The following is a 17,170-nucleotide window of genomic DNA, read 5'->3' as shown; positions in this document are numbered from 1 at the left end:
CCCGACAGTCCCCCAACGCGCGAACCAACACCGAACCGAGCCGCACCAGGCAACCCGGCAGCACTAGCCAACGCGACTAAACCGAGCCCACGCGGCGACGCGGTCACCTCGGCGACAGCACACGCCGAAACCGGCAGTTTCCCGACGCGCGAACCGACAGCGAACCGAATCGCGCCAGGCGACCCGGCAACGCTGGCCGTCGCAGCCAACCCGGCCCAGCACAGCGGCGGAGTGACCCTGGCAGCACGCAGCACAACCGCAAACTCCCTGACGCGCGCCCCCACCGCGGACCGAGTCGCGCCGGGCGACCCGGCGGCCCTCGCAGGCCCAGCGGCTCTCGCAAGCCCAGCCGCGCTGGCAAGCCCACCCACGCTCGCAGGCCCACCCGCGCTGGCAAGCCCAGCCGCGCTGGCAGGGCTGGCGGCGGGAGGCGGGACCGCGGGCTGGGCGGTGGTCGTCTGGGCGGTGGACCGTGCACCGTGGGGCGGTGTGGGGGGCTTGCCGGGGTGGGGCTTGGGGGTGGTGGGGCGGGAGTGCGTGGGGCGGTGGAGGGTCGGGGGTGCGGGTGGCGTCATTCGGTGTCTCCGGCGGGGGAGACTGTGAGGACGGCGCGGGAGTCGGGGCGGAGGGCCTTGGCCGCGGCGGCGACGGCGTCGGGGGTCACGGCGCTGATGCGGTCAGGGAGTTCGTAGACCAGGGACGGGTTGCCGTAGAGGAGTTCGAACGCGCCCAAGGCCAGGGTGCGGCTGACGATGCGGTCGTGTTCCTTGTGGAGGCTGGCGGCCCAGCGGGCGGTGACCTTGGCCAGTTCCTCCGGGGCGGGCGGGGTGCTGGCGAGCGTGTCCAGCTCCTCGTCGATGGCGGCGAGGACGGTGTCGACGTCGACGTCGGGGGTGTGCATCGCGGTGATGGTGAAGGTGTCCGGGTCGCGGGCCTCGAAGGGGCCGAACATGCCGCAGCCCGCGTTGACCTCGGTGACCAACTGGTCGCCGTACACCAGGCGCTGCTGGAGGCGGGAGCCGTCGCCGTCGGTGAGGACGCCTGCCAGGACCAGGTAGGCGATGTAGGAGTCGATCTCATCGATCGGGTCGGGGATGCGGTAGCCGATGGCGACCGCGGGCAGCGGGGCCAGCGGGTCGGGGTGGTCGGCGCGGATCTCGGCGGCCGGTGGCGGCTCGGCGAACGACGGGCGTTCGGGGCGCGGGCGGGCGGGGACGTCGCCGAAGTGCTTCTCGATCAGCGCCAGGGCAGTCTCGACGGTGAAGTCCCCCGCGACGGTGAGGACAGCGTTCGCCGGGGCGTAGTAGGTGTCGAAGAACGCGGCGCAGTCGGCGACCGTGGCCTGTTCGAGGTCTTCAAAGCCGCCGTAGCCGTTGTGCGCGTTGGGGAAGGTGTCAAACAGCACCGGGGGCAGCAGAATCCACGGGAAGCCGCCGTAGGGGCGGTTCAGCACGTTGAGCCGGATCTCCTCCTTCACCACGTCGATCTGGTTGCGGAGGTTCTCCTCGGTGAGCTTCGGCGCGCGCATCCGGTCCGCTTCGAGGAACAGGGCGCGCTCCAGCGCCGCCGAGGGCAGGACCTCGAAGTAGTCGGTGTAGTCGGGGTGGGTGGAGCCGTTGAACGTGCCCCCCGAGGACTGCACGTGCCGGAAGTGGGCCAGTTTCTCCAGGCTCTCGCTGCCCTGGAACATCAGGTGCTCGAACAGGTGCGCGAAGCCGGTCCGGCCCTCGGGCTCGGACCGGAAACCCACGTCGTAGTGCACGCTGACGCCGACGACCGGTGAGGTCGAGTCGGGGGCGAGAACGACGCGGAGGCCGTTGGGCAGGGTGTGCCTGTGCAGCTGGGAAACGGTCACAGGGCGAGCCTACGGGAGGTCGGCCACAGGCGGACAGCGCACGGTGTTCGCCTGTGGATAACTTCGGATCATGGCTGGTCAGCGGGGTTTCAGCGGGCGCAGACCTCGTCAAGCGCGGCCAGGAACGCCTGGAACTGGGCGGTGAAGCGCCGGTGGTCGCGGGCGGCGGCCTCGTCCTGGGTGGCGTACCAGTACATGCCGGGTGTGCCGTCGGCCGAGGAGTCCAGGTCCGCGAAGCGGGTCAACCACTGCTCGGTCTCCCCCAACGCGACCGCGTAAGGCAGCGACCGGGAGAAGACCATCTCGCGGTCGGCGACGGGCGCCGCGTCCGGGCGGGCCTCACGCAGGTAGCCCAAGACACCGCGGACCTGTTGCACGAGGACGCTGCCGCGTTGGGTCCGCACCGGCATAAGACGCGCGCCGAGCATCAGCGCGACGCCGCCGATGACCAGGGCGACGCCGAGCAGCGCGGGCCCGCCGGTGAGCGCGAGCAGCACCGTGGCCGCCGCGCCGAGGACGACGACGGCCGCGCCCGCGACGCCCCACCGGCCGAAGCTGTCCGGATGCCTGCCCAGCCACCCTCGGCCGATCGCGTCGGCGTAGAGCGCGGAACGCACGGGCGCGAGATCCGGCGGGGTGGTGCGCAAGGCGGACAGGGTGACCGACTCGACGCCGTTGGGCAAGAGCGCGTCGTAGAGCGCGCGCTCGTAAGAGGTAAGAGAGTCGTCGGCGGGGTTGCGGCGCACGATCTGCCAGTCGCCGCCGGACTCGGTGATCCACAGGTAGTTGCGCACCGCGAGGTCGACCACGGTCGCGCTGAGGTCCCGCGCGTCCACCTTTTCGTCGACAACCGTGCCCGCCTGACCGGGCAGCACACCGTCCGGAGAGGCGAAGGTGACCCGGTCGCCGTCTCTGGCCAGCAGGTCGACCGGCGCGACCTCGGTGACCAGCGCCTTGGCGTCGCGCCCCCGGGCCAGCCAGAGCGCGGCGAAGCCGCCGAGCAGCAGCAGCGTCAGCAGGCCAAGACCGGCGCCGCTGAGCGGGGTGAGCGCGAACGGGCCAGCCGCGCCCTCGGCCCGCTCGAACCGCGCGTTGGCCGGGACGAGGCCCGCGGGCAGGTCGGCGGCGAGGTCGACGCGGGCGGCGGTGTCCAGATCGGACTGGACGACGCGCAGGATGCCGCCCTCGTCGGTGACCGCGGAGTCGCAGCGGTCCTCGGTGCCGGAAGGACCGGCGAGGCAGACGAAGTTGGACCCGCGCTTGGGGGTCAGCAGGGAAGCGCGCAGGAACACCAGCTTGGTGTCCCAGCCGCCCGCGACCTGCCAGCGGAACTGGAGGCGGTCGCCGAGGTCGGCGATGGCGCCGTCCACGGTGTACTTGACCGTGGACGCGCCCTCGCCCAACGACATGACGAACGTCTCACCGTTGACCGCGGCGGTGCCGTTCCCGTCGACGGAGGCGTTCCGTACGGCGAAAACGCGGTCGCCGATGCGCAGCGGCGCGGTGCGGGTCATCGTCTGCTTGGCCTGCACGACAACCTGTTCCAGCACGGTCAGGCTGCCGTCGCGCTCCACTTTGAGCTGCACGTTCACGCTGCGCGGCAGCACCGGCTGCCCCACGCCCGGCGGACGCGCGGGCCTGCCCGGGCGTCCACTTGGCGGGATCGGATCGATGGTCGGCGGCGTTGCCGAGCCGGTAGGACCGGGCTTGGGCACCGGAAACTCGATGCTCGGCGCGCTCGGCGGCGGCGACGGAAACGACGGCTGACCTGCCGCGAGAGCCATGCCCGCCGCCGCTGTCGCCGCAGCGACCCCCCAATTCGTGAACACGGCAGCGAACGATAGCCGAGCGCCCATATGCTCACCCGCGGTCTGGGCAAACTGCCCGATCGGGATCTTGACACGGGGGAACGATGACAGCGGGGGAACGATGAACCAGCCGCCGATGGGGCCCTGGCGTCCACACGGGCCGTATCCGCCGCCGATGCCGGTGGCCCCGCCGCCGATGGCGCGCCCGATGCCGCCCGCCCCCGGCTACCACCCGCCACAGGGGACCGCGCCGTTCCCCGGCCCGTACGGCCCGCCGCCCCCGCCCGGCTACGGTCCGCCACCCGGTTATGGCGGTCCGCCGCCGGGGTGGGGTCCGCCGATGCGGCCCAAGTCGAACACCGGCCTGATCGTGTCGCTCTCGCTGGTGGTGCTGCTGATCGCGGGTGTCGCCGTGACCGGGGTGCTCCGGTCGGCGGCTAAGAGCCGCTCGTCTAGCGACACCGGTTACGACTATCCGAGCAGCACTTACGCGCCGATCTCGACCACGACGACCACCACTACGCGGACCACGACCACCACGACGACGTCGGCGACCACCACGACGACGACGGACCGGACGACCACGACCACCAGCGCCACCCCGACCGGCCCGCAGCCGGTCTACACGCTGGCCGACAACCCGCTGTTCAGCGCCAGCAACGGGGTCAACGCCGTCACCTGCAACCTGCCCGCGTGGCGCAGTGACCCGCAGTCCGCGCAGGCGTTCTTCACCGCGGCGCTGCCGTGCTTCGAGCAGGGCTGGGCGCCCGCGATGCAGCGGGCGGGCCTGCCGTACTTCACCCCCGGTCTGGAGTTCCCCGGCGGGACGACCTGGGAGAGCCCGTGCGGCTCGGCGAGCCAGGCGACCTGGGCGGCGTTCTACTGCCCGAGCAACAACACGATCTACATGCCGTTCGAGGGGTTGCAGACCGAGACCAACGGCACCGCGACCGGCAACTATCTGGCGCTGTTCGCGCACGAGTTCGGCCACCACATCCAGGAGCTGTCCGGGGTGAACTCGGCCTACTGGGACGCCCGGTACGAGGCGGGCGACCAGACCGCGCTCGGGTTGGAGCTGTCCCGGCGCTCGGAGTTGCAGGCGCAGTGCTTCGGCGGCATGTGGTTCGCGGGCGGGCAGCATGGCGGGGCGTCGATCAACGACAAGGTGATCCGCGAGATGCTCGCCGACGGCTACACCCGAGGCGACTGGAAGCAGGGCGCGCCGCCCGACCACGGTTCTCCGCAGCACTACGGCGCGTGGCAGGAACACGGGTTTACCAACAATCGGACAGCGCCGTGCAACACCTGGGCGGCCAACTCCGCCGACGTCTCTTAACGGCTCTTAGGCGGGCGTACGGCGTCGGTATAGCTCGGCGAAACCGGCGCCCGCCATGCCCGCGAAGACCATCAGGACCACCCCGACCGGCCGGGCGTCGAGCGTGGCGCCCGAGGTCGCCTGGGCCAAGTGGACGGTCTCCCCGGCGCCGAGGGTGATCTCGATCGTCTCGCCCTGCTCGTGGCCGCAGGCGTCCAGCGGGGCGTGGTGCTCGACGCCGTCGAGGGTGTAGGCGACCTGCTCGACGCCCGCGCGGGCGCACGGCACCCCGATGAGGACGGTCGCCGACACCGTCACCGGCTGCTCGGGCGCGGCCGACCAGTCGCGGAAAGCGCCCGCGAACGCGAACACCAGCGCGACCAGGACGCTGAACACCGCGACGCCCGCCAGCTTGAGGGCAGACGCTTGGACGGCGAACGGGACGCGCACCTCCGGATGGTCGCAGACAGAGGCGAATACCAGCCACCCTGCGGCCTACCGGGTGAATCAGTCGGACGCCGGGGTGACTTTCCTGATGTAGAGCAGGCGGTCGCCGGACTCGATGGCGTCGGCCTCCGAGGAGTCGACGCGGTGCAGGGTCCCGGCGCGGACGATGCCCAGCACGATGTCGGGCAGGTGCCGGGGCGAGCCGCCGACCTCGCTCGGCTCGACCTCGCGCTCGGCGATCGCCAGGCCCGCGTCCGGGGTGATCAGGTCCTCGACCATGTCGACCACGGTCGGGGTGTGCGTTGCCATGCCGAGCAGGCGGCCAGCGGTCTCGCTGGAGACCACGACCTGGTTGGCGCCGGACTGGCGCAGCAGGTGCACGTTCTCGGTTTCGCGGACCGCGGCGACGATCTGCGCGTTCGGCGCCATCTCGCGGGCGGTGAGCGTGATCAGCACCGCCGAGTCGTCGCGGTTGGCCGCGACCACGACCGACTTCGCGCGCGGCACCCCGGCGACGCGCAGCACGTCGGAGCGGGTGCCGGAGCCGTGCACCGTCACCAGGCCGAGCAGCGACGCCGCGTCGAGCATGGCCTGGTCGGTGTCGACCACGACGATCCGGCTGGGCTCGACCCCGTCGGAGAGCACGGCGCTGACCGCCGAGCGGCCCTTGGTGCCGTAGCCGACGACCACCACGTGGTCCCGCACCTTCGACCTCCAGCGTTGGATCTTGAAAGCCTGACGTGAGCGCTCGGTCAGCACCGCGAGGGTGGTGCCGACCAGCACGATGAGGAACAGAATGCGCAGCGGGGTGATCACCAAGATGTTGATCAGCCGCGCGGAATCGCTTGCCGGGGTGATGTCACCGTAGCCGGTCGTCGACAGCGAGACCGTGGCGTAGTAGACCGCGTCGAGGAACGAGATCCCGTCGTCGTTGACGTCCCGGTAGCCGTCCCGGTCCAGGTAGACGATCAGGACGGCGGCGAACAGCGCCAGCATCGCCCAGATGACCCGGCGGACGATCGAGGTGACCGGGCTGACGCTGCTCTCGGGCATCCGGATGACGCCCACCAGGTCGTGCTCGGCCCGCTCGGTGAGGCTGTCGGTCTTGCGCTTGGGCCGGATCACCGGGAGCGTCCCAACATCATTCGGCTCACGCGCGTGAGGTTAGCCGCACCCGCCGCGGCGGGTGTGGTGAGGCTCATCGCCGCGCCGGTCCCGGCGTGACATTGTGGCGGCATGGCCATGACCGAATCCCCGACCGATTCGCCAACCGATTCGCGCAGCGCCGTCGCGCTCGCCGTCCTGCTCGGCGCGGCGGGCGCGCTGCACTTCGCCGTCCCCAAGCCGTTTGACACGCTGGTCCCGAAGTGGCTGCCCGGCGGGCGGCGGCGGTGGACGCACCTGTCGGGCGTCGCGGAGGCGGCCTGCGGGCTGGCGGTGGCGGTGCCGAGGACGCGGCGGCTCGGCGCGCTGGCGGCCGCGCTGCTGTTCATCGGGGTGTTTCCGGGGAACGTGAAGATGGCGCTGGACTACCAGCGCGCGGGAAAGCCCGCCGTGGCGCGGGCGGTCGCGTGGGGCCGGTTGCCGTTGCAGTGGCCATTGGTCGCGTGGGCGCTGCGGGTGCGCGACTCGGCCTGACCCGCGCTCACACCAGTTCGGCGCGGCTGCCGGTGCCGAGGACCTTCTCCAGCAGGTCCTCCGCGGCTTCCCGGGTGAGACCGGTGCCCGCGAGGATGGGCGTGCCCGCCTCGACGATGTCCTTGGCCTCCTTGAGGCTGATGTTGTTGTGCTCGCGCACGACCTTGACCAGGTTGATCTTGAACTCGCCGACCTGGGTGACCCGCACGTCGAACTCCGTCGGCCGCACGCCAGCGACCTGCGACAGGTAGATGTAGGCGTCCAGGCCACCGGGGTCGGCCTTGACCACCTCGCTGAGCCGGTGCACGGCCGGGTCGGCGAACAGGTGCGCGTTGGTGTCGGTCGGCGCGAGCAGGACGTCGCGGCCGTCCACGATCTCCTTGTAGAACGCGGGCCGCTGGTACTGCACGACCAGCAGCGCGACCAGGATCTTGGCGTCGTAGTGGGTCGCGGCGAAGGTCTGCTTGGCGAGTTCGTCGTTGAGGATGAACGAGTTGACGAACCGCTTGATCCGGCGCGGGTTGGTGCCCAGCCCGGCCACGATGTCCTCGGCGATGTCGTGCAGCTCACGCGTCAGCAGGGACCGGACGAAACCGGTGGTCGAGCCCGCGGTCACCGGCGGGATGGTGAACGGGACCTGGACGATCTTGTCGAGGTACTGGGCCTCGCTCACGTCCTCGTCGCCGTAGCGGTGGCGGATGCTGCGCTCCAGCGCCTCGCGGTCGACGCCGAGGACGTAGACGCAGCCCTTCATGTTGAGGAACAGCTTGAGCGCCTCCAGGGTCTTGAGGATGTGCTCGGAGACGCAGCGGTCGAGGTCGTCGATGAAGAACACCAGCCGGATCTCGCCGTTGTTGGTGACCTTGCCCAGCAGTTCCTCGAAGTGCTGCCGCAGCCGCACCTGCTTCTCGCGGACCAGGAAGCGCTCCTGCTCGTACTTCTCCTCGAACTTGCGGAAGTCGGTGGCCGCCGACATGAGGGTCATCGCCTTGAGCGCCGCGTTGCTCAGCGCGCCCGCGATCGCGTAGAGCAGTTTGCGGCCCTCTTCGCCGAGCCCAACTTCTTCGACCATGGTGTGCAGGAGGGCGACGGCGGGGTTCTCGTCAAACTGGTGCTGCCAGGCGTCGAACCAGACGGTGACGCAGTTGTCAGTCCTGTCGAGATGCCGTTGGACCAGCTTCATCAGCGAGGTCTTACCGCTGCCCCACGAGCCATAGAGGCCGACGACAAGCGGGGTGTCGCAGATCTGGACCGCGTTGGCGAGCGCCAGGGCGATCTTGTCGCGGTCCAGCGCGTCCTCGATCGCCGGTTCGTCATTGCGGATGCCAAACGACACACGACCTCCCCCAGTCCGGATACCTCATCGTAGATCGCGTCGAGATAGGGGCTGTTACGTGACAGCGTTGGGTTCGGACCGGTTGGGTTCGGACCGGTTGGGCACGGACCGCAACAGGGCGCGTAGGCCGTCCGCGTCCAAGAGGTCGGCGGGACGCAGAGTGGTGTCGTGGCGCACGTAGTGGAAAGCGGCGCGAACCTTGTCTAACGGGACGCCGGAAAGTCCCGCCCACGCGAGACGGTAAGCGGCCAACTGCACGGTCAGGGCGGGCAGACGGTCGTCTTCTGGGACACGGCCGGTTTTCCAGTCCACGACAGTCCAGCCGCCGTCCGGGTCGAGGAAAACCGCGTCCATGCGGCCCCGGACCGCGACGCCGTCGATCTCGGTGGAGAACGGGACCTCGACGTCGTGCGGGGTGCGGCCGGCCCAGTCGCTGCGCAGGAAAGCCTCGCGCAGCGTGTCGAGTTCGGTGTCCGGGGCGGCGTCGTCGTCCGCGGCGCCGGGAAGCTCGTCCAGGTCGAGCAGGGCGCGGGAGCCGAACCGCTTCTCCAGCCAGGCATGGAACGCGGTGCCGCGCCGGGCGACCGGGTTCGGCGGAAACGGCAGCGGCCTGCGCAGTCGGCGCGCCAGGGCCTCCGGGTCGGCAGCGAGTTCGACAAGCTGGCTGACCGAAAGCTGGTCGGGCAGGGTCACCTGCTCGCGGCGGGCGGACGCGGCGGCGCGTTCGGCCAGGAGGACGTCGGTGTCGCGGACCCAGCCGTCCGGGTCGTCCGGGGGGTCGGCGGCCTCTTCGCCCTCGCGCAGGGCGGCCAGTTCGGCGCGGACCAGCGCGGCACCGGTGGCCACGTCCGAGCGGCGGTCGCGCAGCGGATCAGCGGGCCACCGCGCGGACTTCACGGCCGTGGCCAGCGGGTTCTCCGCGCCTTCCTCGGGTTCGGGCGCCCAGACGTCGAGGACGTCCGAGGGCCACTTCCGGGCGGTCACGTAGTCGGCGAGCTCGGTCAGGAACTCCGAGGGACCCGCTGGAGTCGAGCTTGTCCGGCCCCACCAGTGCCCGGACACCAGCAGGGTCCGCTCGGCGCGGGTGAGCGCGACGTAGAACAGGCGGCGTTCCTCGATCAGGCCGCGCTCGGCGAACTCTTCGGTGTGCAGGGTGAGGGCGACCTCGACTTCCTTGCGGTTGGCCGCGCCGGACAGGTTCAGCTTCGGCAGGTCGACGGCGTCGCCGCGCAGGTCGGCGGGCAGCTCGGTGACCGTGCGCAGCCAACTGCCGCCGCGTCGCGCGCTGGGGAAGACCTTGCCGACCATGTTCGGCACGGCCACGATCTCCCATTCCAAGCCCTTCGCCGAGTGCACGGTGAGGATCTGCACGCGGTCCTCGGCGACCTCGACCTCGCCCGGTTCGAGGCCGTCTTCTGCGCTTTCGGCGGTGGCGAGGTAGTCGAGCAGCGCCGACAGGCTGGCCGAGGGGCTGGCCTGGGCGTAGTCGGCCACGACGTCGGCGAACTTGTCGAGGTGGGCGCGGCCAGCGCCGCCGCGCCGGGCGGTGGCCTCGATGTCGAGCAGCATGGTGCGCTCGACGTCGGCGACGAGTTCGGGCAGCGGCTGGTCGAGCCTGCGGCGCAGCATGGTCAGCTCGTGGCCGAGGGCGCGGATGCGCTGGTAGCCCAGTTCGGAGTAGGGCTCCGGGGGGCCGGGGTCATCGATCGCGTCGACCAGGCCCGCCTGTTCCGCCCCTTCTCCGGGCAGCGCGTCCAGGGCGCTGGGGTCGGCGGGCTGGTCGGAATACGCGCCAGCCAGGCTGCCGGCGCGCCGCCACAGGGCGGCGAGATCGGCGGCGCCGATGCGCCAGCGGGAACCGGTGAGCAGGCGGGCGGCGGCGGTGCCCGCGAGCGGGTCGATGAGCACGCGCAGCGCGCTGACCAGGTCGCGGACCTCGGGTTCGTCCAGCAGCCCGCCGAGCCCGACGACCTCGACGGGCAGGCCCCGCTCGCGCAGGGCGGTGGCCAGCTCGGCCATGTCGGCCCGCCGCCGGACCAGGACGGCCGCGGTGGGCGGCTTGTCCCGTTCCTCGACGGCGGCGTGCCACCGGTCGGCGATCTGGTTGGCCACCCATTGGGCTTCGGTGTCCACATCGGACAGCAGGGCGAGCCGGATGTCGCCGGGCGGCGCGCCGTCGCGGGCGCGCAGCTCGTCCACCTCCAGCCCGAAGGCGCGCAGCGGGGTGGAGACGGCGTTGGCGAGGTCGAGCACCTCGGGCGGGTTGCGGAAGCTGGTGAGCAGGCCGTAGCGGGTGGCGGGCTGGCGTCTGCCGCCGTGTTTCTGCGGGAAGTCGGTGGTGAACCGGGGCAGGTTGGCCGCGCTGGCGCCGCGCCAGCCGTAGATCGCCTGGGCCGGGTCGCCCACAGCGGTGACCGGCATCGGCTCGGCGTCGGGGTATTCCAGCGAGCTGCCGAACAGCGACCGCAGCAGCACCCGCTGGGAGTGACCGGTGTCCTGGTACTCGTCCAGCAGGACCGCCCCGAACCGGGCCCGCTCCCCCGCGACCACCTCCGCGTGCCCGGCGGCCAGCCGCGCGGCGAGCGACATCTGGTCGCCGAAGTCGATGGCCCCTTCCCGGCGCTTGCGGTCGGCGTACGCGGCGACCAGCGGGAGCAGGGCCACCCGGTACCGCTGGGCGACCATCACCTTCTGCAAGTCCTGCGACGGCTCGGCGCGCTGCCCCTTGGCCCTGGGCGCGTTCTCGATGGCCGCGCAGATCCCCTCGGCGTGCCGCCGCAGCGATTCCTCGTCAACGAGGTGTTCGGCCAGCTCGCCAGCGAGGGCGAGGACGTGCTGGGTGACGGTGGCGGGCACGTAGTCGGTGTCGAGGTCGTGCCCCCAACTGGACACCACCCGGTGCGCGACCTGCCAGGACGCGGTCTCGGTGAGCAGCCGGGCCCCCGGCTCGACCGGCAGCCGAAGCCCGTGCTCGGCGACCAACCGCCCCGCGTAGGCGTGGTAGGTCAGAATCGTCGGCTCCCCGGTGAACACCGCGGCCCGCCGCTCCCCGCTCGGATCAAGCCGGTCCAGCAACCGCGCCCCGGCCAGTCTGCGCAACCGCGACCGAACCCGGTCGGCGAGTTGCCGCGCGGCTTTCCGGGTGAAGGTCAGCCCCAGCACCCGTTCCGGCGTGACCAGCCCGTTGGCCACCAGCCAGACGACCCGCCCAGCCATGGTCTCGGTCTTCCCCGCCCCCGCCCCGGCGACAACCAGAGCCGGATCAGGCGGCGCGGCGATCACCTCAGCCTGCTCCCGCGTGGGCGGCGGCAGACCGAGTTCCTGGGCAAGCTCGCGCGGACTGACCAGCGCCAGCCCCGGCAGGGGAAGACTCACGCCCCCACCACCGACCAGGAGTCTCCCCACAGCCCATGTCGGTCACTCAGGCCGCCCGCGCCCCTGCCAAGAACCCAAGCGTGACCAGCAGAAACCCGACCAGCAGAACCCCGACCAGCGGAAGCCAGCCCGCAGCGAGCCACGCCACGCACCCGGCCAGCGGAACCGCACGCCGCACCCGCAGGATCGAAGCCCGCAGGCGACGCCCGGAACTCTTCCCGGGTGGGCCGAGACCGGGGGTCGGGGTGCGAGCACACAGCGGTCAATCTACCTCCCTGAAAATGATCATCTGACGATCGTGGACTCAGGCGCCGAGAGAGTCCAGGTCGATCGTCATCGGACACGGGTCGGCGACGGTCAACTTGTGTTCGGCGCGCTGAGATTCCTCGTAGTGGCCATCGATGAGCGTGTAAACGGTCATAGTGACTGGCAACTCGGGATCGACAAGCCAGTACTGCGGGATTCCCGCTTCCGCGTAGTCCAACGGCTTTAAGAGGCTGTCTATTGCCCGAGAACCTGGAGACAGGATCTCGACCGCGACGAACAACGCGCCCGCTTTCACCATCCCCTTTCCTGTCCAGGCGTCGGCCGAGGTGACACACAGGTCGGGGACGCGCACCACCGGCGGCGTCAACTCCAGGTCCACGTCGATCTCGCCGTATACGCGGAGGTCGGACCGCAGTTGTGGGCGGATCTGCGAGTACAGGTCATGCAGCACTGAGGAGTGCGGGGGTATCGGACGGGGGCTCACGGTGACTACGCCTCTGCTGAGTTCGTATCGGTGCGAGCGATCCGTGGGCAGCGATGCGAACTGTTGCACCGTGTAGAGGCGCCGTTCGTCGTGGGCGGGATTCTTGCTCATGGGGCCAATCTACTCCCGAAAAGGCGTGAATTGGGGCGCGCGCCAGTCGATCACACGTTCGAGTGGTTATTCGGTGACTTGACGGCCGCTGGGATGAAGTGGGCATGCTGTGCGCACTGGACAGCGGGGGCAATCCGGATTCTCGAAAGCGGAATACTCCGGCCCCACGGTCGACGCGGCGGCGTCTCGGACGATCTTGAGCCAGCGGTCGACCGCCTCGCCGCGGACGGGGGGTTGGGCGCGTTCGGTCGCGCCGGTTTTCCGGTTCGCCTTGGCGACGTACAGCAGGCGGGCGCCGCCGGGGTCGCGGCTGAGGTCCGCGAAGGCGCCGTAGGCGACGGCAAGTTGGTAGACCGCCAGCTGGGGGTGCTCTTGGGCGTCGTTGGCGCTGATGGGGGCCTTGCCGGTCTTGATGTCGATGATCACCGGGCGGCCCTCGGCGTCGACCTCAAGGCGGTCCACGCGACCGCGGACGGTGATGCCGTCCGGCAGGTCCACCGTCATGTCCTGCTCGACGGCGACCTGGGTGAGTTCGGCGCGGGTGGCGCTCATCCAGGTCAGGAAGGTGTCGACCATGGCGCGGACGCGCTGGCGCTCGCGGCGGGAGAACCAGGGGGCGCCCGCGTCAACCGCCGCCCACGCGACGTCCAGTTCCCGCATCAGCTCCTCGCGGCTCGCCCCCGCGGCGGCGGCTTGCGCCAGGGCGTGGACGAGAGTTCCGGTGATCGCGGCGAGTTCGGCCGGGTCTTGGCCGCCGTGGCGTTCGACCACCCAGCGCAGCGGGCATTTGGCCAGGATTTCCACAGTGGACGGTGACACCCGGACCGGGTCGTCCTTGCCGCGCAAGGGTTCCAGGCTCGACAGCTCGGGCAGGCCGTACCAGCCGTCCGGGTGGGCGCCGGGGACGCCCGCTGCGGCGAGTCGGGCGAGTTGGCGTGCGGCAAGACTTCTGCGGGCCGGGTCGGCGGCGCCGTCGCACACGACCTGACGCAGCTCGCCCACCAGGTCGGCGAGGACGAGGGCGCGCTCGGGCTCGGCCATCGGAACGGGAGTGTCGGGCTCGCCGTCGACGGTTTCGGCTCCGGCGAGTTCGGCCAGAAACCGCGACGGCTGCTCCTCTTCGCCGCGCACGGCGCTCACCAGGAGCTTCCCGCGCGCGCGGGACGCGGCGACGAGCAGCAGCCTGCGTTCCTCGGCCAGCAGCGGCGCGGTGGCCGAGAGCTGGTCGGTGCTGTCCACACCGGACAGAACGTCGACCAGCCGTTCGACGCCGAGAAGCGACCCGCGCAGCCGCAAGTCCGGCCACGCGCCCTCCTGCACGCCCGGCACCGCGACCACTGTCCACTCGCGACCGACGGCGGCGTGCGCGGTGAGGACCGCGACCGCGTCGCCCTGGGGGGCGGTGGGCGCGAGGGTGTCGCCCGCGATGCGGTGGCTGATCAGGTGATCGGCGAAGCCCGCCACCCCGGAGCCGGGCAGCCGCTCTGCGTAGCGCTGCGCGGCGTGGAACAGCGCGACGATGGCGTCGAGGTCGCGGTCGGCCTGCGCGCCGACCGGGCCGCCGCGCGCCGCGACGCCGACCCAGCGCGCCTCCAGCCCGCTGGCCTGCCAGAGGTCCCAGAGGATCTGCTCGATGCCCGCGTCCTCGGCGATTCCCTTGCGCGCCAACGCGAGCAGCGCCGACACGCGCCGCACCGGGCCCGCCTCAGCGTCGGCGAGCGCGCTGAGCCGGTCTTCGTCCTCGATCACCTCGACCAGCAGGTCGTCGCTGGACTTGTCGCCGCCGGAGGTCAGCTCCAGCCGCCGCAGCCCGCGCCGCAATCGCCGCAGCGCCAACGGGTCCGCGCCGCCGAGCTGCGAGGACAGCAGCGTCGCGGCCATCGTCGGGTCGAGCAGCGACGGCACGGCCGCGCAGCGCAGCAGCGCCAGGAACGGCCGCACCGCGGGCTGTTGGGCCAGCGGCAGCTCGTCGCCGGGCGCGGCCACCGGCACCCCCGCAGCGGCCAAAGCGCGGTGCAGCACGGGAACCGAGCGGGTGGCCGAGCGCACCAGCACGGCCATGTCCGCCCACGGGACACCGTCGATCAGGTGCGCGCGCCGTAGCTGGTTGGCCACCCAGCTCGCCTCGGCCGCCGCGGACGGGTGCAGCCGCACGGTGACCGTGCCGCCCTGGTCGCGGCCCTTGTCGACGCGCCGGGGCCCGCCGCCGGGCAGCCGCGCGGCCAGGTGCGACACGGCTTTGCGCACGGCGGGGGCCATCCGGTGCCCGGTGCGCAGCACGACTGTGCCCGCCGCCGGGTCGGCGTCGCGCAGCAGCCGGGGGTCGGCGCCGCGGAAAGTGAACACGGCCTGGTCGGGGTCGCCCGCGAGCACGAACTCCTTGGCGGCGCGGCCGAGTGCGCTCAGCAGCCGGTATTGCAGCGGGTCGAGGTGCTGGGCGTCGTCGACGAGCAGGTAGCGGACGCGGGCGCGCTCGGCGGCGAGCAGTTCGTCGTCGGTCTGGAACGCCAGCAGGGCGCTCGCCACCAGTTCGGCCGCGTCGAGGGCGGGGGCGCTGGTGTGCGCGACGGCGCTGTCCGACCCGCCGAGCAGCAGCGTGACCTGTTCGTACTGGCGGCCGAACCGGCCTGCGGCGACCCACTCGTCGCGGCCCCGCGCTTCGCCGAGTTCGATGAGTTCTTCCGGCCCGAGGCCGCGTTCGGCGGCGCGCAGGATCAGGTCGCGCAGTTCCTCGGCGAACCCGGGCACGCCCAGCGCGGGCCGCAGCCGTTCTGGCCAGTGCTTCGCGCCGAACTCGATGTCGCCTTCGAGGAGTTCGCGGATGACCGCGTCCTGGTCGGGGCCGGACAGCAGCCGGGGGCCGGGGCCGTCGTGCAGCATCGCCTGGATGCGCAGGACCGCGAAGGCGTAAGAGTGCACCGTGCGCACAAGAGGCTCACGGACAGTGCGAAGAGGGCCGTCGTTGGTGTGGTCGGTGAGCAGCGCGGTAATGCGTCCCCGTAGGTCGGTAGCGGCGCGACGGTTAGCGGTAAGAACCAGCAACTGCTCCGGTTCCACCCCGCCGCGCAGAATGCGGTCTGCCGCGACCTCGGCCAGCAGCGTCGTCTTACCGGTGCCGGGGCCGCCCAAGACCCGGACGAACCCGTCGGCCCCGGCGAGGACCCGCCGCGCGTCCTCGTCCCACTGGGTGGTGCGGCGCGGCGCCGCAGGTCGGCGGACGAGCTGCGGCGCGAGCGGGGACTTCCCGGCGGCCATCCCGGGATTGGACCATGCGGGCCGCCGTGCGCCGGACGCGGCACGCCCAAGCGCCGGGGATGGAATGATCCGGCCTATGGCCGACCCACTCCACGTGCGCGTCTTCGGACCCGACGACGCGCCGCCCCTGCTCGCACTGCACGGCGTGACCGGTCACGGCGCGCGCTTCCGGCGGCTCGCCGAGGGCGGGCTGTCGAGCTTCCGGGTGATCGCCCCGGACCTGCGCGGCTGCGGCGAGTCGCCGCGGCTGCCGCCCTGGACGCTGGAGCAGCACGCGGCCGACCTGCTGGCCGTGCTGGACGCGCATCGGCTCGACTCCGTGCCGGTGGTCGGGCACTCCTACGGCGGCCTGATCGCCCTGCACCTGGCCCGGCTGGCGCCGCAGCGGGTGCGGCGGCTGGTGCTGCTCGACCCGGCGGTGAGCGTGCGGCCCAAGGACGCGCTGGCCTGGGCCGAGGCACCCGGGAAGGCGTGCGCGACCCGCGCGGAAGCGATCGAGGCGCAGCGCGCGGATTGGCCGGAGGTGGTGGCCGACGAGGTCATCGCCGAGGAGGTCGACGCGGCCTGGGCCGAGTCCGACGGGCAGTGGCGGCCCAAGTTCAGCCCCGCCGCCAACGCCACGGCGTGGAGCGAGATGTGCCGGGCCACGCCGCTGCCCCCGCCGGGCACGCCGACGCTGGTCGTGCGGGCGCTGCGGGAGGAGTTCGTCGGCCCGGAGTTCCTGCGGGCGTGCGAGTCGACGCTGCCCGACGAGTTCTCCCTGGTCGACCTGGACTGCGGGCACATGGTGTACCTGGAGGACCCGGACCGGATCGGCGCGCTGGTGACCGAGTTCGCGGGGGCGTAGCCGGTGGACGAGGAGCTGCACGAGCGGGTGCGGGCGGCGATCAGGTCGATCCCGCACGGCCGGGTCGCGACCTACGGGGACATCGCCGATCTCACCCGGGCGCCGTCGCCTCGGCTGGTCGGGCGCATCCTGTCCGAGGACGGGCACGACCTGCCCTGGCACCGAGTCCTGCGGGCGAACGGCACGCCCGCGCCGCATCTGGCGCGGGAGCAACTGGAGCGGCTGCGCGCCGAGGGCGTGCTTGCGGACGGCGAGAAGGTCGATCTACGGGCTTACCGGTGGGCCGATGCCGTGCGGGCGAGGGAGCCGGGCCTGTTCGAGAGCTGAGCCGGAGGTGGGGGGGGGGGGGGGGGGGGGGGGGGGGGGGGGGGGGGGGGGGGGGGGGGGGGGGGGGGGGGGGGGGGGGGGGGGGGGGGGGGGGGGGGGGGGGGT

Annotated in this window: 13 protein-coding genes; 4 read left to right on the top strand and 9 right to left on the bottom strand. The window is 72.1% G+C overall.

Annotation, left to right across the window (positions count from 1 at the left end; genetic code table 11):
- Positions 1-571: 571 nt before the first annotated feature.
- Positions 572-1,855, bottom strand: a complete 1,284-nt coding sequence (locus ACZ6SD_RS20025; protein WP_465318454.1) for a M16 family metallopeptidase — start codon at positions 1,853-1,855, stop codon at positions 572-574.
- Between the two features lie 89 nt (positions 1,856-1,944).
- Positions 1,945-3,684, bottom strand: a complete 1,740-nt coding sequence (locus ACZ6SD_RS20020) for a DUF2207 family protein (protein WP_465318453.1) — start codon at positions 3,682-3,684, stop codon at positions 1,945-1,947.
- A 154-nt stretch (positions 3,685-3,838) separates the two neighbouring features.
- Between ACZ6SD_RS20020 and ACZ6SD_RS20015 the strand changes: the two genes are divergently transcribed.
- A complete protein-coding gene (locus tag ACZ6SD_RS20015) occupies positions 3,839-4,999 on the top strand; it encodes a neutral zinc metallopeptidase (RefSeq protein WP_465318452.1) in 1,161 nt (386 codons plus the stop codon).
- Between the two features lie 6 nt (positions 5,000-5,005).
- Here ACZ6SD_RS20015 and ACZ6SD_RS20010 read toward each other — a convergent pair whose 3' ends face one another.
- On the bottom strand, positions 5,006-5,428 hold the full coding sequence (locus ACZ6SD_RS20010; protein WP_465318451.1) for a hypothetical protein: 423 nt from the start codon (positions 5,426-5,428) through the stop codon (positions 5,006-5,008).
- Between the two features lie 57 nt (positions 5,429-5,485).
- Positions 5,486-6,550 (bottom strand): potassium channel family protein, encoded by a 1,065-nt coding sequence (locus tag ACZ6SD_RS20005; protein ID WP_465318450.1) that lies wholly within the window; start codon positions 6,548-6,550, stop codon positions 5,486-5,488.
- A 117-nt stretch (positions 6,551-6,667) separates the two neighbouring features.
- Here ACZ6SD_RS20005 and ACZ6SD_RS20000 point away from each other — a divergent pair, with 117 nt between their 5' ends.
- Positions 6,668-7,063 carry a DoxX family protein gene (locus ACZ6SD_RS20000; RefSeq protein WP_465318498.1) on the top strand — a complete coding sequence of 132 codons (396 nt, stop codon included), beginning with the start codon at positions 6,668-6,670 and terminating at the stop codon, positions 7,061-7,063.
- A 7-nt stretch (positions 7,064-7,070) separates the two neighbouring features.
- Here the strand turns inward: ACZ6SD_RS20000 and ACZ6SD_RS19995 are convergent, their stop codons facing one another.
- From ACZ6SD_RS19995 to ACZ6SD_RS19975, 5 genes are all read right to left on the bottom strand, one after another.
- Positions 7,071-8,399 carry a ribosomal protein L7/L12 gene (locus ACZ6SD_RS19995; protein ID WP_465318449.1) on the bottom strand — a complete coding sequence of 443 codons (1,329 nt, stop codon included), beginning with the start codon at positions 8,397-8,399 and terminating at the stop codon, positions 7,071-7,073.
- Positions 8,400-8,453: 54 nt separating this feature from the next.
- A complete protein-coding gene (locus ACZ6SD_RS19990; protein ID WP_465318448.1) occupies positions 8,454-11,774 on the bottom strand; it encodes an ATP-dependent helicase in 3,321 nt (1,106 codons plus the stop codon).
- A gap of 46 nt (positions 11,775-11,820) precedes the next feature.
- Positions 11,821-11,952 carry a hypothetical protein gene (locus ACZ6SD_RS19985; protein WP_465318447.1) on the bottom strand — a complete coding sequence of 44 codons (132 nt, stop codon included), beginning with the start codon at positions 11,950-11,952 and terminating at the stop codon, positions 11,821-11,823.
- Positions 11,953-12,078: 126 nt separating this feature from the next.
- Complete coding sequence (locus ACZ6SD_RS19980; RefSeq protein WP_465318446.1) at positions 12,079-12,636, bottom strand: Uma2 family endonuclease; 558 nt, start codon at positions 12,634-12,636, stop codon at positions 12,079-12,081.
- Between the two features lie 66 nt (positions 12,637-12,702).
- Positions 12,703-15,891 carry an ATP-dependent helicase gene (locus ACZ6SD_RS19975; protein ID WP_465318445.1) on the bottom strand — a complete coding sequence of 1,063 codons (3,189 nt, stop codon included), beginning with the start codon at positions 15,889-15,891 and terminating at the stop codon, positions 12,703-12,705.
- Positions 15,892-15,967: 76 nt separating this feature from the next.
- Between ACZ6SD_RS19975 and ACZ6SD_RS19970 the strand changes: the two genes are divergently transcribed.
- Both ACZ6SD_RS19970 and ACZ6SD_RS19965 read left to right on the top strand, forming a co-directional pair.
- Complete coding sequence (locus tag ACZ6SD_RS19970) at positions 15,968-16,738, top strand: alpha/beta fold hydrolase (protein ID WP_465318444.1); 771 nt, start codon at positions 15,968-15,970, stop codon at positions 16,736-16,738.
- Positions 16,739-16,741: 3 nt separating this feature from the next.
- Positions 16,742-17,065 carry an MGMT family protein gene (locus ACZ6SD_RS19965; RefSeq protein ID WP_465318443.1) on the top strand — a complete coding sequence of 108 codons (324 nt, stop codon included), beginning with the start codon at positions 16,742-16,744 and terminating at the stop codon, positions 17,063-17,065.
- The last annotated feature ends 105 nt before the right edge of the window (positions 17,066-17,170 follow it).

This window comes from Actinokineospora sp. NPDC051303 (genome assembly GCF_055586285.1).
This window is presented reverse-complemented; position numbering and strand designations above follow the sequence as displayed.